The organism is Citrobacter sp. CK181 (genome assembly GCF_030333595.1).
GTDB classification, from domain to species: domain Bacteria; phylum Pseudomonadota; class Gammaproteobacteria; order Enterobacterales; family Enterobacteriaceae; genus Citrobacter_B; species Citrobacter_B koseri.
On record NZ_JAOWFN010000011.1, the window covers coordinates 988,361 to 1,010,956 of the forward strand.

Genomic DNA, 22,596 nt, shown 5'->3' on the forward strand with positions numbered 1-22,596 from the left:
GCTACTATTCCAATTGCATATCTGCAAAAACAAAAGGGATAGTTTCCATGCGTACTCATACTTTATTTAAAGTTGCAGTGCTTTCTGGCTTATTGGCTTTATCTGGCTGTGCGTCAAAAATCACTCAGCCGGATAAATATTCTGGGTTCTTAAAAGATTATTCAGGGCTGAAAGAAACAACCTCCGCAACGGGAAAACCGGTGCTCCGTTGGGTTGACTCCAGCTTTGATGAGTCTAAATATGACAGCATCGTCTGGAACCCGATAACCTACTATCCGGTGCCAAAACCCACGACGCAGGTCGGGCAGCAGGTTCTGGATAAATTACGAAGCTATACCGATACCCAACTGAAAACGGCCATTGAGAAACGTAAACCTCTGGTGACGACCCCTGGGCCGCGTAGCCTGATTTTCCGCGGCGCGATAACCGGCGTTGATACCAGCAAAGAGGGGTTGCAATTCTATGAAGTGGTGCCGGTCGCCCTGGTGGTTGCGGGTACGCAGATGGCGACAGGCCATCGCACAATGGATACGCATCTTTACTTTGAAGGCGAGCTGATTGATGCCGCCACCAATAAACCGGTGGTGAAAGTGGTTCGTCAGGGCGAGGGTAAAGACCTGAGCAACGAAAATACGCCGATGGCGTTTGAAACGTTGAAAGAAGTGATTGATGACATGGCGACTGATGCCACCATGTTTGATGTCGGTAAAAAATAAGTTCACGCGCCATCTTTGGATGGCGCGTTTTTTTATGCCGCCCGGCGACGGTAAATTAACTTACTCATTAACGCCTCTGGACGCGTGAACATCACCAGATTGCCAACCAGAATCAGCACTAATCCAACAACGGCATTCATTTGCCAGACGTAACCTTCATAGAGTGTGGATATTGTCAGCGCCACCAGAGGAAACAGCAGCGTACTGTAGGCCGCGTTGCCAGGGCCGATGCGTCCCACCAGAGTAAAATACGCGCCAAACGCGATAACGGAACCGAATATTGCCAGATACAGCAGGGCGCCGAGGTAGCTCAACGTCCATTGCGGCGTGAAGTTATCGCCGCGTATACAGGCAATGGCGGCGATCAGCAGCGTGCCGTACAGCATCGCCCAGCTGTTGGTGGTCATGACTTCCAGACCTTTTCTCTGATGGCGCATGCTGATCATATTGCCCAAAGAGAAGCCAAACGTTCCCAGCGCGCTCAAACCAATCCCCAGTAACAACGAGTGGTTCCAGCCGCTGTTGGCCAGATCCTGCCAGAACAACGTGATAATGCCTGTTAATCCCAGACCGGCAGCGTAATAAAAGCGTAGCGGCGGTTTATGTCCGAAGAACACAAAGCTGTTAACCGCATTGAACAGCACGGCCATTGAGAAAATGACGGACTCCAGCCCCGTGTTGATCCAGGCGGCGGCGCTATAAAAACACCAGAAATTAAAGCAGAAGACGCATCCGCCCTGTAACAGGCAAAACAGATGGTCGCGCCCGGATAATTTACGTAATTTCCCGCTCGCCAGCAGGATGAGCATCATTAACGCGCTGGCGACGGCAAACCGCCAGAAAATGGACACGGGCGCCGATACCGGGCCTTGTTGCAAATAAATCGCAATCCAGGTGGTTCCCCAAATGACAACCACCAGACAGTATAATAATGCGTTCATAACACTCTCTTCTTTATCTTTATTATCCGAAGAAGGAATGTGACATGTAAAAAATGCGCGCGCTTGCACCGGTTTGCGGATGACTTGCAAAATCTTGCGCTTTTTTGCCGCTGTCTGAGCGGTGAGGGCTGGAAACGGATCGTGGCTGTTATAGACTGAGATTCTACTTATTACTGCTTTGTGATGTGATGGTATGTCTCAGTCTTATGATGCCTTTGAAAATTTACGCAAACATAATGCCGTGCTGCATGACTCGGTTGCGTTGCATTCGGGTGTCCAGCTGGCGGCATGGTCAAATAAACGTGACAACATTACGCAATATTGCGATCACCATACTCTCAGCCTGTATGTCGCTGACGGCTACGAGAGCTACCACAAAACGCCGGGCGGCTGGAAGAATGGCGGGGGGCCGGATCGCTTCTGTCTGATGCCAAAAGAGAGTGAGTCCGTCTGGGATATTCGCGACGACCTGTCGTTTGTCCATCTCTACTGTACAGATGCCCATCTGCGGGATGTTGGGGAAAAGGTCTGGGATAAAAGCCCGTACAGCTTTACCCTGGATGAGCGCACCTTTGGTAACGATCCGGGAATAACGGCGGTTTATCGCCAGTTCCTGCTGGGAAATGACTGGCAGCAACCGGCGAATCATATGACGCTCAGCGCCGCCTCGTCACTGCTGTTGACGCATCTGGTGCAGCATTACAGTAACGTGCAGTGGCGTCTCCCGACGGTTACTGGCGGATTGGCGCCCGCCACGCTGCGCAATGTGCTGGCGTACATTGAAGCGCATCTTGCTGAGCCGCTGACGCTAAGCGACCTGGCGCGCGAGGCGGCATTGAGCGAATTTCATTTCGCCAGAATGTTTCGCCAGTCGATGAACATGGCGCCACACCAGTACGTGATGCAGCGGCGTATGGCGCTGGCGCAGCAATGGGTCTGTCATTCAACCCGTTCGCTGTCAGAGATCGCGATGGCCTGCGGATTCAGTTCGGCGAGCCATTTCAGCAATCGCTTTAAGCAGGTGACCGGTAAGACGCCGTCGCAGTTACGCGCGGCGAGCAAACGATAGCACCCCGTAGCAGACGCCTCCGACTACCAGTCCCCAAAACGCAGAGCCAATGCCCAGCAGCGTCAACCCGCTTGCAGTGACGAGAAAGGTCACGATAGCGGCATCACGCTCCGTTTCATTAAGCAATGCCTGGTACAGACTACCGCTGATTGTTCCCAGCAGCGCCAGCCCGGCCAGCATCTGAATCCAGCTTACGGGCAGGGCGGCCATCAGAGCGGTAACGGAACCGCCGAACAATCCCGCCAGCAGATAGAATCCGCCTGCGACAGCCGCAGCCAGCCAGCGACGCCTGGCGTCCGGGTGCGCTTCGGGACTCTGGCAAATGGCGGCGGTAATAGCGGCAATGCATATGGAGTAGACGCCAAAGGGAGATAAAACCAGCGCCAGCAGCCCTGTAAATACGATCAGCGGCGAAACCGGAAGGGAGTAACCGGAGGCTTTCATCGTGGCGATACCGGGCGCGTTTTGTGACGCCATTGTCACCAGAAACAGTGGAATGGCGACGCCGAGGCTATGAGCAAGCGAAAAATGGGGCGCGATAAACGCCGGTAGCACCGGGGAGAGGGTTATGCCATGCGTGACAATGTCACCTTTCATGCCCGTAACCAGAATACCGACAACCATTGCGGCGATAACCGCATAGCGCGGCGCCAGCACTTTCAGCGCTAACCACGCCAGCAGCATACTGCCGCACAGAAACAGCTCGCCATCCAGATGACCGAACGCCTGCAAACCAAAACGCAATAAAATACCGGCCAGCATCGCGGCGGCAAGAGAATGCGGAATCACCTGCATTAAGCGGGCAAACAACCCGGTTACGCCGCACAGAACGATTAACGCATTCGCGACAATAAATACGCCGATGGCCTCCGCAAGCGTGAGACCCTGCAAGCCGGTAACCAGTAACGCGGCGCCGGGCGTTGACCATGCCGTCAGCACCGGAGCACGATACCATAGGGTTAACGCCAGCGTACTGACGCCCATCGCGATGCCAAGCGCCGTCATCCATCCGGCAATTTGTCCGGTTGATGCGCCGGCGGCAATCGCGGCTTGCCAGATGATTGCCGCTGAGCTTGCATAGCCGACCAGGACCGCAACAAAACCAGACAACACGGTTGGCAGAGGAAGTGAAAATGACCGCATGATTGCCCCTTGTACGTTATAACGGTCACAAACTGTAGCATTGTGCGCTATAGCGCACAAGTGATAGACTGCGGCTTTACCGGAGGAGAAAAATGGACAACCTGACCCATTATCTGGCGACGACGCTGAAGGCGCTACGCCAACAGCGAGAATGGAGTCTGTCGCGTCTGGCGGAAGCGACAGGGGTTTCAAAAGCAATGCTCGGCCAGATAGAGCGCAACGAATCCAGCCCGACGGTATCGACATTATGGAAGATTGCCACCGGATTGAATGTCCCGTTTTCAACGTTTATCTCCCCGCCGGAAGCGGAGGATCTCCCGACCTTCGACCCGCAGCAGCAGGCAATGGTGATCACGCCGCTGTTTCCGTGGGACCCGCAGCTCTGTTTTGACCATTTTTCAATATTGATGGCCCCGGGCGCGCTTAGCGAATCGACGCCGCATGAGGCAGGCGTCATCGAACATGTGGTGGTGATTCAGGGAACGCTGGATATGTGTATTGCCGGGGAATGGCGCACGCTCAAATCCGGCGAAGGCGTGCGTTTTACGGGCGATGCCACCCATGCGTATCGCAATAGCAGTGACCAGACGGTTCACTTTCACTCCTTGATCCATTACCCACATAGTTAGACGGGAAAAGTATTCCGAAACGTCGCGCTTCTGACTACAATAGCCGCCATTTTGCTGTTATTGGATGATATTAACCGTATGCGCCAGCAACCTCATCACCTTGAACTGTTAAGTCCGGCACGCGATACCGCCATTGCTCGTGAAGCGATCTTACATGGCGCCGATGCTGTTTACATCGGCGGGCCGGGCTTCGGCGCGCGGCATAATGCCAGTAACAGCCTGAAAGATATCGCGGAACTGGTGCCTTTTGCGCATCGCTATGGCGCGAAGATCTTTGTGACGTTAAACACCATTCTGCATGATGATGAGCTTGAGCCCGCGCAACGGCTGATTACCGATCTGTACCAGACCGGCGTCGATGCGCTGATTGTGCAGGATATGGGCATCCTGGAACTGGACATTCCTCCCATTGAACTGCATGCCAGTACGCAGTGTGATATCCGCAGCGTTGAGAAGGCGAAATTCCTTGCCGACGTCGGTTTCACCCAGATTGTGCTGGCGCGCGAACTGAGTCTGAGCCAGATCCAGGCGATTCATCAGGCCACCGACGCCACCATTGAGTTTTTCATCCACGGCGCGCTGTGCGTGGCTTATTCCGGGCAGTGCTATATCTCTCATGCGCAGACCGGTCGCAGCGCTAACCGTGGCGACTGTTCCCAGGCCTGTCGCCTGCCGTACACCTTAAAAGACGATCAGGGGCGGGTGGTCTCGTACGAAAAACACCTGTTGTCGATGAAAGATAATGACCAGACGGCCAATCTGGGCGCGTTGATCGATGCCGGCGTGCGTTCCTTCAAAATTGAAGGACGCTACAAAGACATGAGCTATGTGAAGAACATCACGGCGCACTATCGCCAGATGCTGGATGCGATTATCGAGGAGCGTGGCGACCTGGCGCGGGCTTCCGCCGGTCGTACTGAGCACTTTTTTATTCCTTCTACGGATAAAACCTTCCATCGCGGCAGTACCGACTATTTTGTTAACGCCCGTAAAGGGGATATCGGCGCGTTCGATTCGCCAAAATTTATCGGTTTGCCGGTAGGCGAAGTCGTCAAAGTGGCAAAAGATCACCTGGACGTTGAGGTGACGGAACCGTTATCCAACGGCGATGGCCTGAATGTGCTGATCAAACGTGAAGTGGTGGGATTTCGCGCCAATACGGTGGAAAAGACGGGGCAGAACCGTTATCGCGTCTGGCCGAATGAAATGCCGCCCGACCTGCATAAAGTGCGCCCGCACCATCCGCTGAACCGTAATCTCGACCACAACTGGCAGCAGGCGTTAACCAAAACCTCCAGCGAACGCCGGGTGGCGGTGGATATCGCGTTAGGCGGCTGGCAGGAACAGCTAATTCTGACGCTGACCAGCGAAGAGGGCGTGAGCGTCACCCATACGCTGGAGGGTCAGTTTGACGAGGCGAACAACGCCGAAAAAGCGTTGAACAACCTGAAAGAAGGCGTGGCGAAGCTGGGACAGACGATGTACTACGCGCGTAATGTCGAGGTGAATCTCCCCGGCGCACTGTTCGTGCCGAACAGTTTACTCAACCAGTTCCGTCGCGAAGCGGCAGAAATGCTGGATGCGGCGCGTCTGGCGAACTATCAACGCGGCAGCCGTAAGCCGGTGGCGCAACCAGCCCCGGTCTACCCGGAAACGCATTTGAGCTTCCTGGCTAACGTCTACAATCACAAAGCGCGCGCGTTTTATCATCGCTACGGCGTCCAGTTGATCGACGCGGCGTATGAGGCGCACCAGGAGAAGGGCGATGTGCCGGTGATGATCACCAAACATTGTTTGCGCTTTGCCTTTAACCTGTGCCCGAAACAGGCGAAAGGGAATATCAAAAGCTGGAAAGCAACGCCGATGCAACTGGTACACGGCGACGAAGTATTGACGCTGAAGTTTGATTGCCGTCCGTGCGAAATGCACGTTATCGGCAAGATCAAAAATCATATTCTGAAAATGCCGTTGCCCGGCAGCGTTGTCGCCTCCGTAAGCCCGGAAGATCTGATGAAAACGCTGCCAAAACGTAAAAACTAAGTCAGCGGCTGGCCGGGAACGCTGAGCGTCACCCGGCCACGCCTGATGTACCTTAAAACCCCTCTCACCATAGTTAACCTTCCCGCAAAACTGGAACCGGCTTTCCGGTTTTTGAGTGTTAATCAGCCAAAAGCCATTTCGGGGTGTATAACATTCAAAAAAAGAGAAAAGGTAAACAAAAATGTTTACCTTATGGTTATAATACATGGCAGGGAGGCGCGGTGAAGCAGAGCGAGTTCAGACGCTGGCTTGAATCTCAGGGAGTCGATGTAACAAATGGAACGAATCATTTGAAGTTGAGATATCACGACAAACGAAGCGTCATGCCCAGACATCCTGGTGATGAAATTAAAGACACCCTGCGTAAAGCAATACTAAAGCAGCTTGGTTTGAATTAATCATCAGATATATAAGGTTGATCACATGAGAGCGTTACCAGAAACTATGCGTTATCCCGTCAATCTCATTCCCGCAGAAGAAGGGGGTTATGTTGTGTCGTTCCCGGACATTCCAGAGGCGTTAACACAAGGTGACACCCGCCATGAGTCTCTCGAAGCCGCGCAGGGCGCATTAGTCACCGCCTTTGAATTTTATTTTGAAGATAACCAGCCAATTCCTTTACCTTCAATGGTTGATGAAGCTGATGATTATGTGGAGATTCCTCTAAGCATTGCGTCTAAAGTCCTTTTGTTGAATGCGTTCCTTGAATCAAAAATCACGCAGCAGGAGCTGGCGAGGCGCATTGGCAGACCCAAGCAGGAAATTACCCGACTATTCGACTTGAAACACGCAACGAAAATCGATGCTGTACAGATTGCGGCCAGAGCATTGGGTAAAGAGTTATCGCTGACTATGCTTTAGCTTTTCCGGTTGTTCCAGCAGGCTTACATATTGTGTGAAATAAAAAAACGATGAAGAAATATCAGCGACTGGCGGAACAAATTTGCGATCAAATCGCCTCCGGCGTGTGGCAGCCTGGCGATCGATTACCCTCCTTGCGTGAGCAGGTGGTCAGCAGCGGCATGAGTTTTATGACCGTAGGACATGCGTATCAGTTGCTGGAAAGCCAGGGGCGCATTATTGCGCGTCCGCAGTCGGGTTATTACGTGGCGGCGCGCCCGGTGCGTCAGCCTGCGATGCCGCCCGTGCAGGTAATGCGCGATGAAGCCGTTGATATTAATACTTATATTTTCGAAATGTTGCAGGCCAGCCGGGATGCGTCGGTGATGCCGTTCGCCTCTGCCTTTCCAGACCCACGTCTGTTTCCGTTGCAGCAGCTTAACCGTTCCCTGGCGCAGGTCAGTAAAACCGCCACGGCCATGAGCGTGATTGAGAACCTGCCGCCGGGGAACAGCGAGCTGCGCCATGCCATCGCCCGACGCTATGCGCAGCAGGGAATTACCGTCTCTCCTGATGAAATCGTCATTACCGCCGGGGCGCTGGAAGCCCTGAACCTCAGCCTTCAGGCGGTTACCGAACCGGGCGACTGGGTTATTGTGGAGAATCCCTGCTTTTATGGCGCGTTACAGGCGCTGGAGCGACTCCGCCTGAAAGCGCTTTCTGTCGCCACGGATGTAAAAGAGGGGATCGATTTAGCGGCGCTGGAACAGGCATTACAGGAGTATCCGGTGAAGGCGTGCTGGCTGATGACCAATAGCCAAAACCCGCTCGGCTTCACCCTTAGCCCGGAGAAAAAAGCGCGGCTGGTCGCGTTACTGGATCAGTACAACGTCGTGCTGATTGAGGATGACGTGTACAGCGAGCTCTATTTTGGCCGCGACAAACCGCTGCCTGCCAAAGCCTGGGATCGCCGCGACAAAATATTGCATTGCTCGTCATTCTCGAAATGTCTGGTTCCCGGTTTTCGTATTGGTTGGGTTGCAGCGGGAAAGTACGCCAGACAAATTCAGCGGCTACAGCTGATGAGTACGCTATCCACCAGTTCACCGATGCAGCTTGCTCTGGTCGATTACCTTTCGACACGCCGCTATGACGCGCATTTGCGTCGTCTGCGCCGCCAGTTGGCGGAGCGAAAACAGCAGGCCTGGCAAACGCTGCTGCGCCATCTGCCCGCTGAGGTGAAGATTCACCACAATGACAGCGGCTATTTTCTCTGGCTGGAACTGCCTGAATCTCTTGATGCCGGGGAACTCAGTGCGCAGGCTCTGGCGCATCAGATCAGTATCGCCCCCGGTAAAATGTTTTCGACCTCTGATACCTGGTCGCATTTTTTCCGGTTTAATACCGCATGGGGGTGGGGAGAAAGAGAGGAGCAGGCGGTATCTCAACTGGGAAAACTTATTCGCGATATGCTGAAATAAAATACGCGTTGCCATCTTTTGGTTTTAGCCAAAATAGAGAAAGCGTATCGATTATCAGGGCAGAACGTTATTTATCGCTGACTCGCCATAGGAAATATCAATACCCCCCGTCTTTTCCATCCTCAGCCTAACTCCTTGTCTATACTCCGAAAGATGGAACATGCGCGCCGCGTGGAGCGGCGTAATGCGTGTCAGCTCACAACCTGATTAAATTTCCTTATCCCAACAGGTGCGCGGCAGACGCGCCGACTATTTTTAGGAAAGGACATATATTTACGGCAAGGCTGCCGCTCAATATTTTGCGACAGGAGTAAGATGTATGCCACATCAATTACTGATTAACGGCGAGCTGGTCAGCGGTGAAGGTGAAAAACAGCCCGTCTACAACCCGGCGACGGGCGAGGTGATTCTGGAGATTGCAGAGGCGTCGCCCGCACAGGTAGATGCCGCCGTTCGCGCCGCAGACCGGGCATTCGCGGAATGGGGGCAAACCACGCCAAAAACCAGAGCGGAGCTGCTGCTAGCGCTGGCGGACGTGATTGAGGAAAATGCGCAGACATTCGCCGAACTGGAGTCGCAAAACTGCGGGAAGCCGCTGCATTGCGCGCTCAATGATGAGATCCCGGCGATTGTCGATGTATTTCGCTTCTTTGCCGGCGCCGCACGCTGTCTGAACGGCCTGGCGGCGGGGGAGTATCTGGAAGGGCATACCTCGATGATCCGCCGCGATCCGGTTGGGGTCGTCGCCTCGATCGCGCCGTGGAACTATCCGCTGATGATGGCGGCCTGGAAACTAGCGCCAGCGCTGGCGGCGGGTAACTGTGTGGTGATAAAACCGTCTGAAATCACGCCGCTGACGGCATTGAAGCTGGCGGAGTTTGCGAAGGATATTTTCCCGCCAGGCGTGCTTAACGTGCTGTTCGGGCGGGGCAAGACGGTCGGCGATCCGCTCACCGGGCATGAAAAAGTACGGATGGTCTCCCTGACCGGCTCGATTGCGACGGGCGAGCACATTATTCAACATACCGCGCCCTCCATTAAGCGCACGCACATGGAATTAGGCGGTAAGGCTCCGGTGATTGTCTTTGATGATGCCGATCTGGATGCCGTTGTCGAAGGTGTGCGAACGTTCGGTTTCTACAATGCCGGGCAGGATTGTACGGCGGCCTGTCGTATCTATGCGCAAAAAGGGATCTATGACGCGCTGGTTGAGAAACTCGGCGCGGCGGTCGCCAGCCTGAAAACCGGCTCGCCAAACGACGAATCGACTGAGCTTGGGCCGCTCAGCTCGCAGGCGCACCTTGAGCGAGTGACAAAAGCGGTGGAAGAGGCGAAAGCGCTCGGACATATCAACGTGGTGACCGGCGGCCAGAAACTGGACGGCGCAGGATACTATTTTGCGCCAACGCTGCTGGCCGGCGCAAAACAGGAGGACGCCATCGTGCAGCGAGAAGTGTTCGGCCCGGTTGTCAGCATGACAGTGTTTGATGATGAAGAGCAGGTGCTGGCGTGGGCAAATGATACTCAGTACGGGCTGGCATCATCCGTCTGGACGAAAGATGTAGGGCGGGCGCATCGCCTGAGCGCGCGATTGCAATATGGCTGCACCTGGGTTAATACGCATTTCATGCTGGTGAGCGAGATGCCGCACGGTGGGCAAAAACGCTCGGGCTACGGCAAGGATATGTCACTTTATGGGCTGGAAGACTATACGGTTATCCGCCACATAATGGTTAAACATTAAGGATAATTTACCGTTCCGGCGCGGCATGGGAAGATCGTAAATCGATGGCAGAGAGAAGGAACGCTCTCTGCCAGTATGCGCAGCAAGCACTCAGTACATCAGGCAAACCAGCCGAATCTCAATGAGATAAGGCCAAAAAGTCCAATAGCAGCAAAGACATTTATCAGCACCACGGTTTTACTGGAAACATTCATTTTTGCCACCTTTCGTTATGACCCCTTTGTGTATAGTACGGGTTCAGGCAATCCGCAATAAGACAAAATATGAACATGGTGAATGGTGCCGCTATTTCAGCGTTTTGCTGAATAGTACGGATAAAACTTGATGTACGTCAAAAAAAAGAGCATATTGCGCGCGTTTTTCCCCTCTGGTTCGGATGCCCGAAATGTCGCTCTACCAAAAAATGTTGGTTTTTTACGCAGTGATGGCGGCGATTGCCTGCCTGATTACCTGGTTTCTTTCCCACGATAAAAAACGTATCCGCTTTCTGAGCGCCGTTCTCGTTGGCGCAACCTGGCCGATGAGTCTGCCCGTCGCATTGTTATTTTCGTTGTTTTGATGAGATGAAGATGGCCGGATGGCGGCGCGAGCGCCTTATCCGGCTTACGATGTTGCATAGCGCCATCAGGCATTGAGCAGCGCCATCAGCCGTTTTTTGTCGGCGTCGGACACATCCTGCGGATGCTGATACCCCTTATTTTCATTTGCCCGGGTATAGAGCGCGACCAGCCAGTCATACACATAGCGACTGGCGGCATGTACCGGCTGTTCATCCAGTTGGGTGAGCCGGGCCATCGGTTGCAGGCGAGGCGCGCTGAAGATCGCCGATCCTTTCTGGAACCGGCTGGCGGGTCTGGCGTCCTCTGCCACATTTTCGTAGCCAAGCCAGGCGATAAAGTTACCGATCCCGGCATGCAGCTGCGCGCCGCAAACCTCTTCACGCTGCATAATCTGCTGTAACTGCTGAGGCACATTAAGCCGATAGCTGGCGGTAATCAGAATATCCACGACCAGCCTGAGCGTATGCGACTCCAGACCTAAACGACGGGCGTTGCTCTCATTTCGGCTCCACTGGCGCACATGGTTAATCCACATTTTGTGGGCCAGATACCCTGTTTCTTTGTTTTCTGCCGGGCGGGGAGCGTCTGGCTCATCCGCAAACAGATCGATCGCTTCATTAAACAGGCCGCTGACCTGCTCCTCGCGCGGCTGCTGGATACGCAAAAGCGACTCAAAATGGTGTATCGGCGGCAGAAGCCCGTCGAGCAACTCGCCATGCCGGGCGGCCTGCCCCTGAAGCTGGCGAATAACGGATTCCGTCGCCTTACTGCCGCTGTCTTCCGGGGTGATATGGCTCAACAGCAGGTCATGAAGCCGTTGTTGATGCTGCTCACACAGGGAGGCCAGCCGCGCCTGGCGCTGTAACGGCGACGTCGCCTGTGACAGCCATTCCACCAGACGCTGCAAGCTGTGTTTATCCAGCGCCTGAAGGGTGCCCCAGTGAAGGCCGGGTTTCCCCATTAACTGCTGCACGGCTTCATCAAGATTCTGCTGCGTTGTGAAACGCGCATCCTGCGGCGTAATGGCCCAGACCACGCCCGGTAGCGCGGCGTCGCGCAGCGGTTGTGTATCGTTCACCCAGCCCAGCAGCGTGCGGGCGGCAGCGGGCGTCTGCGACCGGGCGGAGGTGGCATTGCAAATGACCAGCACATCGGGCTGCAAATGTTGGCGATAATGTTCCAGCATCCAGCGGAGTTTTGCCCGCCAGAGTGGATGCGGGTGCGCATCCGGCGCCAGCGGAATATCCAGCAGATCGACATTATCCAGCGCCGTGTTTTCAACGCTAAGCACCAGTTCACGCGTCAGCAAAGCCAGTGAATCCAGAGAGAGGCTCACCGCATTGAGTAACTGATGGTGCTCGACAGGATGTACAACGACGTCGCTCTGCGCGTCGTTGCCGGATAACGCGCCCTGGGTCAGAAAACTTTCTGCCGGAAGGCCAAAATGATCGACCAGCAGACTCAACGGCGCCGCTAACTCTTGCGCATGGCCGGTCTGTTGCAGCGTACGCGCCAGCGTTAGCCACTGTTGCGTTAACTCAGGCTGTTCGCCCCAGAGTAATGCCCAGGCGCTGGCGCGGGTCGTCAGATCCACTGAGGGCAGCAGGGAGACGAACTGATGCCAGAGCGCATCGTCGATTTGCTGTTGCCCGACAGGAACGCAGGCGCGCCAGAAACGGGCAATGGCGGCGACGTCCTCTGCGGTCACGCCCTGAACCGGCTGACGCTGACGCAGCGCCTGCCACTTTTCTAACCGTGTCTCAATAATGGATTTTTCGACCTGCCGGTTATCGGGCGAGGCGCTGGCCCAGGCGATAAACAGTTGTACCAGTTCAGCTTCACTGATGAGCCGCAGACGTAGCGGCCATTCGCTATCAACCGCCGCGCTTTCATCCTGCGTAAAACGGATCGCCATATTGGCTGGCGCATGTCCTGGGTTGATATGGGTAAAATAGTCAAAGCAGCGATCCGGTGTGGCGATGTTCAGTTTTCCCTCACCGTTACCGCACAGCGCGCCAAGCAGATGCGCTTTTGAGGATTGTGAATGGCCATACAGACCGATGCTGCCTCTTGCCTGTTGCGCGGCGTTCAGCGCCGATTCACCGGCGGCGGCGAGTGTGAGCTGCGCCAGCAGGGCGTCTGCTTCATCATCCAGGCGTACTGCGTGCTGACGTGTATGGTTAACCCACGCAATGGCGGCCTGTGTGGTGTTTAACGTCTTGCTCATTTCAGGTACACGCTCCCGCTGTCGATCCAGTAGTGGCTGCCGCTATGACGACGGTCGGCCAGGGTATTCAGTTTTAAGGTCAGGGCATTCGCGGCGACGGGCGTTCCATCCTGTAGCCAGGCGTCACTCAGCACAAACGATTCCGGCCCCGTCTCTTTGTTCCCGCCGCGCAGTTGCAGCCGGACATTGAGAACGCCATCGCCGGCGATGGTTTTCGCCAGCTCTGCTGAGTTAATGCTCAGGGTATAGAGTGGGGTCGCGGGCCAGCGGCTGTTCGCCAGTTGGCGGAAACCGAGCGTCACATTGCCGCGAAGCGGGAAGTGCAGACGGGTATCCAGCTTCGCGCCGGGTTTATCGAGGTCGATCTCCTGATACCAGACGTTTTCATCGCGCAAGGTATTGACCGTGTTATCCAGAACGCCGAGATAGCGTACGGTGGAATAGGCGCCGATATCGGCGGCTTTAAAGTTAAAGCGCGGCAGCCGTAAATCCAGCGCCAGGCTGCACAGCATCGCCCCCACGGCGGCGGTTGATTTCGGGTTGCCAATCCGCCCCTGTTGGCTGAAGGGATACCATTCATGGACGCGATACTTGTCCATCCAGACGATGCGGTTAACGGGAACCGGCTGTAAATGGCGGATCAGCGCCTGCACGCCGGGCAGGCAGGTTGGTCTGCCCGTCACCAGCAGAATGTCGCAGCGGTAATGAGAAATCGCTTCGCAAACGGCATGCAGCGGCGAGGTCAGGGTAAACTGACCGGCCAGTAATGCCTCCTGTAAGTGACTGAACTGCACCTGCAACGGCACGCTCAGCAGATCGAACGCCGGTGAGCCTGAAGGCAGCGCATGGTCGATCGCCTGCTGGATGTAATTCATCACGTTGCGCGTAGGGCGTTGAGTCAGCAGTTCGCCAAAGGTCGCGTGTAGACCCGCCAGCGGATCGTTAACGTCGCTCTGTTCCCAGGCGGCCAGTACGGCGTGCCCCAGCGGCATAAACAGCTGTAGCGCCGTTTGTTGACGCAAAATCGCCTGCGTATCAATGCGGCCTGAATCTCCAAACAGCGTTGCCAGCAGGGCGGCGGCGTCCGTCACGCCGGCCTGCTGCAAGCGGGTTTGCAGCGCAGGCAATATGCATTTCTGGATGACGTCCAGCAGCATGTCATCGCCCGCGACTTTAAACCCTTCACGGAACAGTAAGTGCGGGGTGATCTTGACGTTCGCGCCGACGCCGTCATCAAGCTGGTAGTGGACGACCGCCATATCCGTCGTGCCGCCGCCAATGTCGATAGACGCCACGCGTAGCGCCCGACCTTTGGTTTCGCCCGGTTCCGGTAAACGGTCCGGGCGAGCCAGGGCGTTGAAGAACGTCTCCGTGCGCCCGGCGTAATGGGAAATCGCTTCGTTATACAGCCATACCAGCTGTCCGCAGCTGGCTTCGTCCCATTCCATCTGAATGTCCGGCACCGGAACAACGCTCTTTTCCTGCTGTTTACGGGAGGAAAAATCCTCATCCTGCGGATGCCAGCCCATCGCTTTCCATACCAGTGCGATGGCTTCGAACATACGCTGGCGGAAAATTTCGCGTTCCTGTTTCGGCATTGCCGATGGCAGGGTCAGAATCAGCGTGCGCAACTGACGCGGCGACGCCGGAAAACCGAGGCGTAACCGCGTCGCCACGCTGTTCATTTGCCCCAGCGCCTGCGACAGAATTTCGCACAGCATGTGCGTCATCAGCGTACTGCGGCTGTACTGCGGCGAAAAGACCGGCAACCGGTCATCAGGCGGCAGGCTGAATAACGGTTGTCCGTCGTCATTCATCAGATTCATCAGCGGGAAGGCGGTGGCGAGCGGTTCTCGCTGCGTTTTGCTGTTCATCTGGCTGAAGCGCCAGTCCTGTAAAACCGGGGTTTCGTCCCACAAATAACGACGCGGGCTGGAGATCCCGCTGCTGCCTTCCGTTCCCAGACGCTGCATAGCCAGTTTGCGGGCTTCGTCGCCCACGCGCACAATCGATGGCCAGATAAAGGCGTCGTCGCGGCCGCTTTCAACCGAAAAATGCTGTTTGCCGAAACGCGCTTCGGAGAACTCCAGTCGGCTGGTGAACAGCGGATCGTTAAGACATTGCGGCTCACTTAAGGAGCGTACCTGTAATTCCGCCGTCTGGCGCAAACCGTCATTGGCGTCGCCGTGATCTTCAATCAATACGCCGCAGGTATGGGTATTGCCGACGTCCAGAATCAGATCCACCGGAATCGCAGGCGTGCTGAGCGTGTGGGTGACCAGCTTCACTTCTGGTACGGAAAGCTGTTCCCCCAGTAACGTCATCAGATTCAACCAGTGCGCCTGGTACTCAAAGTTACGCAGAGCCTGCTGAATCTCCTGCTCGGAGCGGTTCTCCTCCTGGGTGACGTGGTGAAGGAAGGATTCGCGCAGCCAGCCGTCAATCCACGTCTGGTCAAGAAAATCGGCAATTTCATCATCGCGCCAGGCCAGCGCGAACCGCGTGCCATTGAGCAGGTCGTTTTCGTTAGGCGCCAGCGCCGCCGGCGCGTTCTCGCTCAACTGGCTGTCCAGCGCCACGGTAATGCGGTGCGTATGGCCCGCGCTGTCGGGTTCAGGCAGCTTACGCACCTGTACGCGCGCCCAGTTGTCGGGGCCTTCCACAAACGTACGGGGAGGGTTAAAGCGCAGGAAAGGGAGCGGCAACCAGACGCCATCCAGCACATCCAGCGAATAGTGCAACATCTGGGTGCTTTCCGGTTTGACCACTTCAGGTTGCCCCCCCGTGCGCCCCGGTACCGTATAGCGCCCGTTGGTCAGATCAAAGTCGAGCCGGAGCAGGGGGCCGTTCGCCGTTTTACGCACGAAACGACCAAGATGGGCAGACTCCTGCGGCGTCAGGCCGAAGTCGAGGAATTGTACGCCGCTGTTTGCGATGAGCGTTACGCTCTGTTTGTAATCACACAGATTCACCAACATAAAATCAGGTACCTATCTTTTTGATCGTCAACGGGACTTCCGCATGGGCGTCATAACGCGCTGAGCAAGCCGCAACGTCATTCGTGCTGGCTTTACAGGTGATTTCCGGCATCGGGTAGCGCGAACCATCGGTGCAACGTGCGTGACCACGGCTCTTGATCATCAGCTCTCCGGTCTGATGCAGGCCGGAGAAAATGTCCGCCCGGCAGACGATGTTGTCGCCGTGTACCACCCGGGCGGTGCCTTTGTTGTTCTGGATCTGGTAACGCAGAGAAGGCGCTTTTCCGCTGACCGGATCTTTAACGTCAATCAGTACGCGCCAGTTTCCATTCAAAAAGCGCGTGACTCCCGCTTTCATCTGACCGGCATCCATCACCAGCGCATCTTTGGGGATGGCGGCGATCACTACCGGTTCATCTGCGGGCTTCGCTTTTTTCACCGGCGGAACCACTTCCGCCTGATGCAGCGGCAGTTGGGCAATCATCTTCGGCAACGGTTTACTGTCTACTTTCGCGGCGACAACCGGCGTACTGACCGTCGTGGCTTCGGCGACGGGGGCAGACGGTTTCCACAACAGCGGCGCCGCAACGGCAGCGACAATCACGGCGGCAACCGGCAGGCTCCATAGCGGCAGACGTGAAGAGGGCTTCACGGGAGCGGTCGGAGATGGCGAAGGCGCCTGCGGTTCGCTGACAACAACAGGGGCGACCGGTTCAGGTTCGGGTTCCTGGGGGCGTTCAATCATCACCGGCGTCAGTAAGGGCTCATCGGAACGGGCAAACGTCACCTCTGGCAACGGCTCATCTTCCACCTCCTGCTCGGGTTCAGCGGCAGGCGGCAGGACGGGCGGAACATCAATGGCGCGCAGGCAGTCAAGTACGTCCTCACGGGTGTTTTCATTAAGATTCACAAACCCCCAGAAGGTGATGACCGGTTTGCCATCAACCAGAAAAACGTGGTTTTCCCCAGGGAACTGAACCGCTTTTTCCAGCAGGGAACCGAACAGCTGCAACGAAGTTTTCCCGGATTGCAGACTTTTGCGGCTCAGCGCCGCCGCGTTTTCCAGCGTGCTGCTCAGGTAGCGCAGCGCCCGAAATCGAGCTTCTTCCTCCGCGACCTTCCATGCGATGGCTTTTCCCTCGACCGGGGAATACCAGTCGACGCGATCGCCGCTGTCATTAATTTGCGGGATCGCCAGACAATCCACCATTGCCTGCTGTTTACGCAGACGAAGCGTTTCACGAATTTGCAATGCGGAATCAAATACGGCCTGACCGCCGCCGCCCACGGCCTGATAGTCGTCCAGATTGCCGCTACGTAAGAGAGTTTTTGCCACGTTGTTGTCCCTTAGACTTCTTCACGCATCTACTTTACGGATTACAAAGACAAGCAAACGGCGGAAGAGAGGCAAAAAGGGGCTAATTTTCATGGCATAGCGCCGGGGGAAAAATCTTGACGTTTTCAAAAAGACTTAAGGGAAATTATTTCACGCCGCAGGACGCATTCATTAGCGAAAAATACCAGAACGGAATAACCTGAGAGTGATTCGTTATTTGTCAGCTTTTGTAAGCTATGCTCATATGACTCTCTTTATAATCAAATGAAAAGGCTTATAACGATGTCTACAGGGAAAACGTTGCTCGCGCTGGCGCTCAGCGCACTTTTACCGGCAGGGGCGGCATTTGCGGCCAATACCGATACCATCATCTACTGTTCTGAAGCCTCACCCGAATCGTTTAACCCGCAAATCGCCAGTTCCGGCCCGTCATTCGTGGCCAGTTCGCAGGTGCTGTACAACCGACTGATCAATTTCGATCCGGTAAAAAATACGCCGGTGCCGTCGCTGGCGACCGACTGGACGATTTCCCCGGACGGGAAAACATACACGTTTACGCTGCGTCAGGGCGTGAAATTCAACAGCAATAAATTCTTTAAACCGACGCGCGATTTTAATGCCGATGACGTTATTTTCTCGGTGCTGCGCCAGAAGGATGCGGATCATCCGTACCATAATGTGTCGCAGGGCAGCTACGAATACTTCAATGATGTCGGCCTCGATAAGTTGATTAAAGAGGTGAAAAAGGTCGACGATTATCACGTCCAGTTTGTGCTGAACGAACCCAATGCGGCATTCCTCGCTGACTGGGGAATGGATTTCGCCTCCATTCTCTCCGCAGAGTATGCCGATGCGATGCTGAAAAAAGGCACACCGGAAAACGTCGATAACTGGCCTGTCGGCACTGGCCCTTACGTACTGCAACACTACAAGCAGGATTCACAGATTCGCTACCTGGCAAACCCGAACTACTGGGATGGCGAAGTGCCGACCAGACATCTTATTTTCTCGATTACGCCTAACGCCCAGACGCGCCTGGCAAAACTGCAAACCAACGAGTGCCAGATTATTCCGGCGCCATCCCCCGTACAGTTTGACGAGATTAAAAAGAATAATGCGTTAACGCTGCATTCGGTCGATGCGCTGAACGTCGGCTATCTGGCCTTTAATACCGAGAAAAAACCGTTTGATAACGTACTGGTGCGCCAGGCGTTAAATTACGCCACTGATAAAAAAGCCATTATCAACGCGGTGTTCCTCGGTTCCGGTACGGTGGCGAAATCGCCCATCCCGCCAAATATGATGGGCTTTAATAACAACCTGAAGGATTACGACTACGATCCGCAAAAAGCCAAAGATTTGCTGAAGCAGGCGGGGCTGGAGAAGGGGTTTGAGGCAACGCTCTGGTCGATGCCGGTGCAACGCCCTTATAACCCCAATTCCCGGCGCATTGCGGAAATGATCCAGAGCGACTGGGCAAAAGTCGGCGTGACGGCGAAAATCGTCTCTTACGAATGGGGAGAGTATCTGTCCGGGATGCGTAAAGGCGAGCACGATACCGCGCTGTTCGGCTGGATGTCTGACAATGGCGATCCAGATAACTTTGCCGATGTGCTGCTGGGCTGCAATAGCATAAAAACCGGCTCAAATGCCGCGCGCTGGTGCGATAAAGGGTATGATGATCTCGTCCAGAAAGCGAAACGGGTGAGCAAGCCGGAAGAACGTGCGCAGCTCTACCAGCAGGCGCAGGATATTTTCTATCAGCAAGCGCCGTGGATCGCGCTAGCAAATGGCAAAACGTTCTACGCCACACGCAGCAACGTAACCGGATACAGCGTAAGCCTGATGGGCAGTGATTTTTCAAAAGCTAAATTGAATTGATGGTTTAAGGAGAGTTTATGTCGCACCTGGAAGAGGTCACTGCGCGCGTAGATGCCGCTATCGAAGAGAGCGTCATTACCCATATGAACGAACTGCTGATCGCGCTGAGCGATGATGCCGAACTGAGCCGGGAAGATCGTTACACCCAGCAACAGCGGCTACGGACGGCGATTGCGCATCACGGTCGTCAGTACAAGGAAGATATGGAAGCGCGTCGCGAACAGCTTACCAAAGGCGGTAGCATTCTCTGACGTTGATAAGCACGGCCTGTGAGGGATGTACAGGCCGGGATAAAGCGTTTACGCCGCGACGCCGCCATCCGGCGAAGCGGCAGTTAGAACTGGCGTCTGGCGACCAGCCACGCGCCGATCACCAACAACACCGCGCCGCAAACCGGGCCTGCCAGCGCACGTAACGGCACGCCATGACTTCTCAAAATGTCCAATACCAGGCCGCCAATAAGCTGGCTGGCAACCAGAACCGCGATAGTCGTCGCTGCGCCAACGTACTGATACCCGCTAATACTGGCGAAAACAAAAAACGATCCGAGCAAGCCGGGAATCAACGTCCACCAGCGCACGCTGGAAGCCAGCTCGCTAAACCCCGCCGTGCCTTGTTTAAACCACAAAATGCTGACAAACAGGACAATCCCGACCAGCGAATTCAGCAGCATGGCGATGAGAATCGTTGATGAGTTCTGTGTAATGCGCACCATAAGCGTGTTTTGCACAACCAGCCCAATACCGGCGGCAATCAGAAAGGCGAGGGTCAGCGTCTGGTTCATCCGCGCGCATCCGGGTCGCGGCGATCGTCAAGCTGAAGCTGCATAAACGTCAGATCCAGCCAGCGGCCGAATTTGGTGCCAACCTGCGGCATTTGGGCGGTAATGCTGAACCCCAGCGTTTCGTGCAGATGCAGCGATGCCTGGTTTTGCGACTCGATTCCGGCGACCATCACATGCTTGCCGCATGCGCGCGCTTCCTCGATCAGACGGCTGAGAAGCGCCCGTCCGAGGCCTTTCCCCTGATGATCCGGGTGGACATATACGGAATGTTCAACCGTATGGCGGAAACCGTCAAAGTTACGCCAGTCGCCAAAGGAGGCGTACCCGGTGACGACGCCATTCTCTTCACTGACCAGAACCGGATAGCCTGATAGCTGACGCGCATCAAACCATGCGATGCGGTTATCCACATCGACCGTTTGATCGTTCCAGATTGCCGCCGTGTGCAATACCGCGTGATTGTAGATTTCGGCGATGGCGGCGCAGTCTTCTTTGCCAGCAAATCGAATAGACATGTTGAACCTCAGTTGTTGTTCACTATAGTATTACGATATGAATACTATCGAAGACAGCATAAATCAACGGATCAGTGCAAGAATTCGCATTGAGCGTGAATCGCGGGGCTGGTCGCTGACGGAGCTTGCCGAGCGGGCAGGCGTATCGCGCGCCATGATCCACAAAATCGAACGCGGAGAGAGCAGCCCGACGGCCACGCTGCTGGGGCGGCTTTCCGGGGCGTTTGGCATCAGCATGTCAACGCTGATCGCGCGTGCAGAAATGCAGGAGGGCAAGCTGCTGCGTTTTGCCGATCAACCCGTCTGGCACGACCCGCAGACGCACTACCTGCGCCGCCACGTCTCACCGCGCAGCGACCTGCCCATCGATCTCGTACAAATCTCGCTTCCGGCAGGGAGTGACGTACCGATGCCTGCGGCATCCTACGCGCTGGCAAGACAACTTATCTGGCTACAGCAGGGAGAACTGGTCTTTGTCGAAGGCGGGGTTCGCCATGAGATGAAAGCGGGCGACTGCCTGGAGCTGGGGCCGCCAAACGACTGCCGTTTTATCAATGAGACGCAGGAAACATGCGTTTACCTGGTTGTGCGCTTAAACCACGCGGGTAATTAATGTTCGGCTACTATTGAGGGGTTCATGCCACAAGCAGAGGAGAACATCATGGGCCAACAAGCATACCGTAATCGTCGTTGGGTTCTGGCTTCGCGTCCGCATGGCGCGCCGGTTGAGAGCAACTTCCGCATGGAAGAGGACGACGTGGCGACGCCCGGTGAAGGGCAAGTGCTGTTACGTACAATTTTCCTGTCCCTCGATCCCTACATGCGCGGAAGAATGAGCGACGAACCGTCCTACTCACCGCCGGTGGAGATCGACGGCGTGATGGTTGGCGGAACGGTCAGCCGGGTCGTGGAGTCCAGTCACCCTGATTACCGTCCGGGAGAATGGGTATTAAGTTACAGCGGCTGGCAAGATTATGATATTTCCGACGGGAAAGGGCTGGTGAAACTCGGTGACAACCCTGAGCATCCGTCATGGGCGCTGGGCGTGCTGGGGATGCCGGGCTTTACCGCCTATATGGGACTGCTGGATATCGGCCAGCCCAAAGCAGGGGAAACGCTGGTCGTTGCGGCCGCCACCGGGCCGGTCGGCGCAACCGTCGGGCAAATAGGCAAACTGAAGGGCTGTCATGTGGTGGGTGTCGCAGGCGGCGCAGAAAAATGCCGCTACGCGACCGAGATTCTCGGTTTTGACATATGCCTCGATCACCACGCGGCGGATTTTGCGGAACAACTGGCGAAAGCCTGCCCGCAGGGAATTGATGTGTATTATGAAAATGTCGGCGGCAAAGTGTTTGATGCGGTTCTGCCGCTGTTGAATACTTCGGCACGTATCCCGTTGTGTGGTCTGGTGAGCGGGTATAACGCCACAAAACTCCCCGATGGACCTGACCGGCTGCCACTATTAATGGCGACGCTGTTAAAAAAACGCATCCGCCTGCAAGGGTTTATTATTGGTCAGGACTACGGGCACCGGATTCATGAGTTTCAGCAGGAGATGGGGCGCTGGGTCAAAGAAGGGAAGATCCACTACCGCGAACAGATCACCGACGGACTGGAAAAAGCGCCGGGGGCGTTTATCGGTCTGCTGACCGGGAAGAACTTCGGCAAGGTCGTGATTCGCCTGGCGGATGATGCCTGAGAATTGACGCTGC

The 22,596-nt window shown here is 55.5% G+C and carries 21 protein-coding genes; 13 read left to right on the forward strand and 8 right to left on the reverse strand.

All coding sequences use genetic code 11. The annotated features are described in order from the left end of the window. The first annotated feature begins 47 nt into the window (after positions 1 to 47). Positions 48 to 716 carry a DUF3313 domain-containing protein gene (locus OGW17_RS08760; RefSeq protein WP_047463635.1) on the forward strand — a complete coding sequence of 223 codons (669 nt, stop codon included), beginning with the start codon at positions 48 to 50 and terminating at the stop codon, positions 714 to 716. A 32-nt stretch (positions 717 to 748) separates the two neighbouring features. On the opposite strand, the gene OGW17_RS08765 is transcribed toward OGW17_RS08760, so the two are convergent. After that, on the reverse strand, positions 749 to 1,657 hold the full coding sequence (locus OGW17_RS08765; RefSeq protein ID WP_012132343.1) for a DMT family transporter: 909 nt from the start codon (positions 1,655 to 1,657) through the stop codon (positions 749 to 751). Between the two features lie 193 nt (positions 1,658 to 1,850). Between OGW17_RS08765 and OGW17_RS08770 the strand changes: the two genes are divergently transcribed. Then, the gene (locus OGW17_RS08770; RefSeq protein WP_012132344.1) at positions 1,851 to 2,726 is read left to right on the forward strand and encodes an AraC family transcriptional regulator; all 876 of its coding nucleotides are present in this window, start codon (positions 1,851 to 1,853) and stop codon (positions 2,724 to 2,726) included. On the opposite strand, the gene OGW17_RS08775 is transcribed toward OGW17_RS08770, so the two are convergent. Then, a complete protein-coding gene (locus OGW17_RS08775) occupies positions 2,703 to 3,869 on the reverse strand; it encodes a benzoate/H(+) symporter BenE family transporter (RefSeq protein WP_071258348.1) in 1,167 nt (388 codons plus the stop codon). The two genes, OGW17_RS08770 and OGW17_RS08775, sit on opposite strands and share 24 nt — an antisense overlap. Before the next feature lie 92 nt (positions 3,870 to 3,961). Here OGW17_RS08775 and OGW17_RS08780 point away from each other — a divergent pair, with 92 nt between their 5' ends. The 6 genes from OGW17_RS08780 to patD all read left to right on the forward strand — a co-directional run bounded on the left by OGW17_RS08780 (position 3,962) and on the right by patD (position 10,603). After that, entirely contained in the window at positions 3,962 to 4,498 is a 537-nt protein-coding gene (locus OGW17_RS08780; protein ID WP_071258347.1) for a helix-turn-helix domain-containing protein, read from the forward strand. Between the two features lie 78 nt (positions 4,499 to 4,576). Then, positions 4,577 to 6,538 carry a peptidase U32 family protein gene (locus tag OGW17_RS08785; RefSeq protein WP_114647633.1) on the forward strand — a complete coding sequence of 654 codons (1,962 nt, stop codon included), beginning with the start codon at positions 4,577 to 4,579 and terminating at the stop codon, positions 6,536 to 6,538. A gap of 221 nt (positions 6,539 to 6,759) precedes the next feature. Next, on the forward strand, positions 6,760 to 6,936 hold the full coding sequence (locus OGW17_RS08790) for a type II toxin-antitoxin system HicA family toxin (protein ID WP_071818852.1): 177 nt from the start codon (positions 6,760 to 6,762) through the stop codon (positions 6,934 to 6,936). 46 nt (positions 6,937 to 6,982) lie between these two features. Further along, complete coding sequence (locus OGW17_RS08795; protein ID WP_125337124.1) at positions 6,983 to 7,399, forward strand: type II toxin-antitoxin system HicB family antitoxin; 417 nt, start codon at positions 6,983 to 6,985, stop codon at positions 7,397 to 7,399. A 50-nt stretch (positions 7,400 to 7,449) separates the two neighbouring features. Further along, positions 7,450 to 8,859: an aminotransferase-like domain-containing protein gene (locus OGW17_RS08800; RefSeq protein WP_047463638.1), complete on the forward strand. Its 1,410-nt coding sequence runs from the start codon at positions 7,450 to 7,452 to the stop codon at positions 8,857 to 8,859. A gap of 319 nt (positions 8,860 to 9,178) precedes the next feature. After that, positions 9,179 to 10,603 carry an aminobutyraldehyde dehydrogenase gene (patD, locus tag OGW17_RS08805; RefSeq protein ID WP_060816081.1) on the forward strand — a complete coding sequence of 475 codons (1,425 nt, stop codon included), beginning with the start codon at positions 9,179 to 9,181 and terminating at the stop codon, positions 10,601 to 10,603. A gap of 98 nt (positions 10,604 to 10,701) precedes the next feature. Here the strand turns inward: patD and yncL are convergent, their stop codons facing one another. Further along, complete coding sequence (yncL, locus tag OGW17_RS08810; protein ID WP_071818853.1) at positions 10,702 to 10,797, reverse strand: stress response membrane protein YncL; 96 nt, start codon at positions 10,795 to 10,797, stop codon at positions 10,702 to 10,704. A 191-nt stretch (positions 10,798 to 10,988) separates the two neighbouring features. On the opposite strand from yncL, the gene OGW17_RS08815 reads away from it, so the two are divergent. Beyond that, positions 10,989 to 11,162: a GhoT/OrtT family toxin gene (locus OGW17_RS08815; RefSeq protein WP_047464087.1), complete on the forward strand. Its 174-nt coding sequence runs from the start codon at positions 10,989 to 10,991 to the stop codon at positions 11,160 to 11,162. A 65-nt stretch (positions 11,163 to 11,227) separates the two neighbouring features. Here the strand turns inward: OGW17_RS08815 and OGW17_RS08820 are convergent, their stop codons facing one another. Genes OGW17_RS08820 through OGW17_RS08830 form a run of 3 tightly spaced genes read right to left on the reverse strand, consistent with a single transcriptional unit; the run spans position 11,228 to position 17,704 of the window. Continuing rightward, positions 11,228 to 13,390 (reverse strand): virulence factor SrfC family protein, encoded by a 2,163-nt coding sequence (locus OGW17_RS08820; RefSeq protein WP_071258345.1) that lies wholly within the window; start codon positions 13,388 to 13,390, stop codon positions 11,228 to 11,230. Further along, positions 13,387 to 16,368 carry a virulence factor SrfB gene (locus OGW17_RS08825; RefSeq protein WP_071258344.1) on the reverse strand — a complete coding sequence of 994 codons (2,982 nt, stop codon included), beginning with the start codon at positions 16,366 to 16,368 and terminating at the stop codon, positions 13,387 to 13,389. The genes OGW17_RS08820 and OGW17_RS08825 overlap by 4 nt, the downstream gene beginning before the upstream one ends. Before the next feature lie 4 nt (positions 16,369 to 16,372). Further along, positions 16,373 to 17,704: an SrfA family protein gene (locus tag OGW17_RS08830; protein WP_071258343.1), complete on the reverse strand. Its 1,332-nt coding sequence runs from the start codon at positions 17,702 to 17,704 to the stop codon at positions 16,373 to 16,375. Positions 17,705 to 17,986: 282 nt separating this feature from the next. Here OGW17_RS08830 and OGW17_RS08835 point away from each other — a divergent pair, with 282 nt between their 5' ends. Continuing rightward, positions 17,987 to 19,585, forward strand: a complete 1,599-nt coding sequence (locus tag OGW17_RS08835; RefSeq protein ID WP_024130321.1) for an ABC transporter substrate-binding protein — start codon at positions 17,987 to 17,989, stop codon at positions 19,583 to 19,585. Positions 19,586 to 19,602: 17 nt separating this feature from the next. Beyond that, entirely contained in the window at positions 19,603 to 19,836 is a 234-nt protein-coding gene (locus OGW17_RS08840) for a YdcY family protein (RefSeq protein WP_012132361.1), read from the forward strand. Positions 19,837 to 19,919: 83 nt separating this feature from the next. Here OGW17_RS08840 and OGW17_RS08845 read toward each other — a convergent pair whose 3' ends face one another. Both OGW17_RS08845 and OGW17_RS08850 read right to left on the reverse strand, forming a co-directional pair. Beyond that, positions 19,920 to 20,369 carry a DMT family transporter gene (locus tag OGW17_RS08845; RefSeq protein ID WP_071258342.1) on the reverse strand — a complete coding sequence of 150 codons (450 nt, stop codon included), beginning with the start codon at positions 20,367 to 20,369 and terminating at the stop codon, positions 19,920 to 19,922. Further along, positions 20,366 to 20,884 (reverse strand): GNAT family N-acetyltransferase, encoded by a 519-nt coding sequence (locus OGW17_RS08850; RefSeq protein ID WP_071258341.1) that lies wholly within the window; start codon positions 20,882 to 20,884, stop codon positions 20,366 to 20,368. The genes OGW17_RS08845 and OGW17_RS08850 overlap by 4 nt, the downstream gene beginning before the upstream one ends. A gap of 37 nt (positions 20,885 to 20,921) precedes the next feature. Here OGW17_RS08850 and OGW17_RS08855 point away from each other — a divergent pair, with 37 nt between their 5' ends. Together OGW17_RS08855 and curA are read left to right on the forward strand one after the other, a co-directional pair. Continuing rightward, a complete protein-coding gene (locus OGW17_RS08855) occupies positions 20,922 to 21,497 on the forward strand; it encodes a helix-turn-helix domain-containing protein (protein WP_012132365.1) in 576 nt (191 codons plus the stop codon). 48 nt (positions 21,498 to 21,545) lie between these two features. After that, positions 21,546 to 22,583: an NADPH-dependent curcumin/dihydrocurcumin reductase gene (gene curA / locus OGW17_RS08860; protein ID WP_049008493.1), complete on the forward strand. Its 1,038-nt coding sequence runs from the start codon at positions 21,546 to 21,548 to the stop codon at positions 22,581 to 22,583. The last annotated feature ends 13 nt before the right edge of the window (positions 22,584 to 22,596 follow it).

What these genes read in the sequence shown, in the direction of transcription:
- patD (WP_060816081.1), top strand. Translation starts at nt 9,179, where the DNA reads ATGCCACATCAATTACTGATTAACGGCGAGCTGGTCAGCGGTGAAGGT.
- OGW17_RS08825 (WP_071258344.1), bottom strand. Translation starts at nt 16,368, where the DNA reads ATGTTGGTGAATCTGTGTGATTACAAACAGAGCGTAACGCTCATCGCA.
- OGW17_RS08800 (WP_047463638.1), top strand. Translation starts at nt 7,450, where the DNA reads ATGAAGAAATATCAGCGACTGGCGGAACAAATTTGCGATCAAATCGCC.
- OGW17_RS08820 (WP_071258345.1), bottom strand. Translation starts at nt 13,390, where the DNA reads ATGAGCAAGACGTTAAACACCACACAGGCCGCCATTGCGTGGGTTAAC.
- OGW17_RS08840 (WP_012132361.1), top strand. Translation starts at nt 19,603, where the DNA reads ATGTCGCACCTGGAAGAGGTCACTGCGCGCGTAGATGCCGCTATCGAA.
- OGW17_RS08770 (WP_012132344.1), top strand. Translation starts at nt 1,851, where the DNA reads ATGTCTCAGTCTTATGATGCCTTTGAAAATTTACGCAAACATAATGCC.
- OGW17_RS08835 (WP_024130321.1), top strand. Translation starts at nt 17,987, where the DNA reads ATGTCTACAGGGAAAACGTTGCTCGCGCTGGCGCTCAGCGCACTTTTA.
- OGW17_RS08785 (WP_114647633.1), top strand. Translation starts at nt 4,577, where the DNA reads ATGCGCCAGCAACCTCATCACCTTGAACTGTTAAGTCCGGCACGCGAT.
- OGW17_RS08765 (WP_012132343.1), bottom strand. Translation starts at nt 1,657, where the DNA reads ATGAACGCATTATTATACTGTCTGGTGGTTGTCATTTGGGGAACCACC.
- OGW17_RS08795 (WP_125337124.1), top strand. Translation starts at nt 6,983, where the DNA reads ATGCGTTATCCCGTCAATCTCATTCCCGCAGAAGAAGGGGGTTATGTT.
- OGW17_RS08775 (WP_071258348.1), bottom strand. Translation starts at nt 3,869, where the DNA reads ATGCGGTCATTTTCACTTCCTCTGCCAACCGTGTTGTCTGGTTTTGTT.
- OGW17_RS08815 (WP_047464087.1), top strand. Translation starts at nt 10,989, where the DNA reads ATGTCGCTCTACCAAAAAATGTTGGTTTTTTACGCAGTGATGGCGGCG.
- OGW17_RS08780 (WP_071258347.1), top strand. Translation starts at nt 3,962, where the DNA reads ATGGACAACCTGACCCATTATCTGGCGACGACGCTGAAGGCGCTACGC.
- OGW17_RS08850 (WP_071258341.1), bottom strand. Translation starts at nt 20,884, where the DNA reads ATGTCTATTCGATTTGCTGGCAAAGAAGACTGCGCCGCCATCGCCGAA.
- yncL (WP_071818853.1), bottom strand. Translation starts at nt 10,797, where the DNA reads ATGAATGTTTCCAGTAAAACCGTGGTGCTGATAAATGTCTTTGCTGCT.
- OGW17_RS08855 (WP_012132365.1), top strand. Translation starts at nt 20,922, where the DNA reads ATGAATACTATCGAAGACAGCATAAATCAACGGATCAGTGCAAGAATT.
- OGW17_RS08845 (WP_071258342.1), bottom strand. Translation starts at nt 20,369, where the DNA reads ATGAACCAGACGCTGACCCTCGCCTTTCTGATTGCCGCCGGTATTGGG.
- curA (WP_049008493.1), top strand. Translation starts at nt 21,546, where the DNA reads ATGGGCCAACAAGCATACCGTAATCGTCGTTGGGTTCTGGCTTCGCGT.
- OGW17_RS08760 (WP_047463635.1), top strand. Translation starts at nt 48, where the DNA reads ATGCGTACTCATACTTTATTTAAAGTTGCAGTGCTTTCTGGCTTATTG.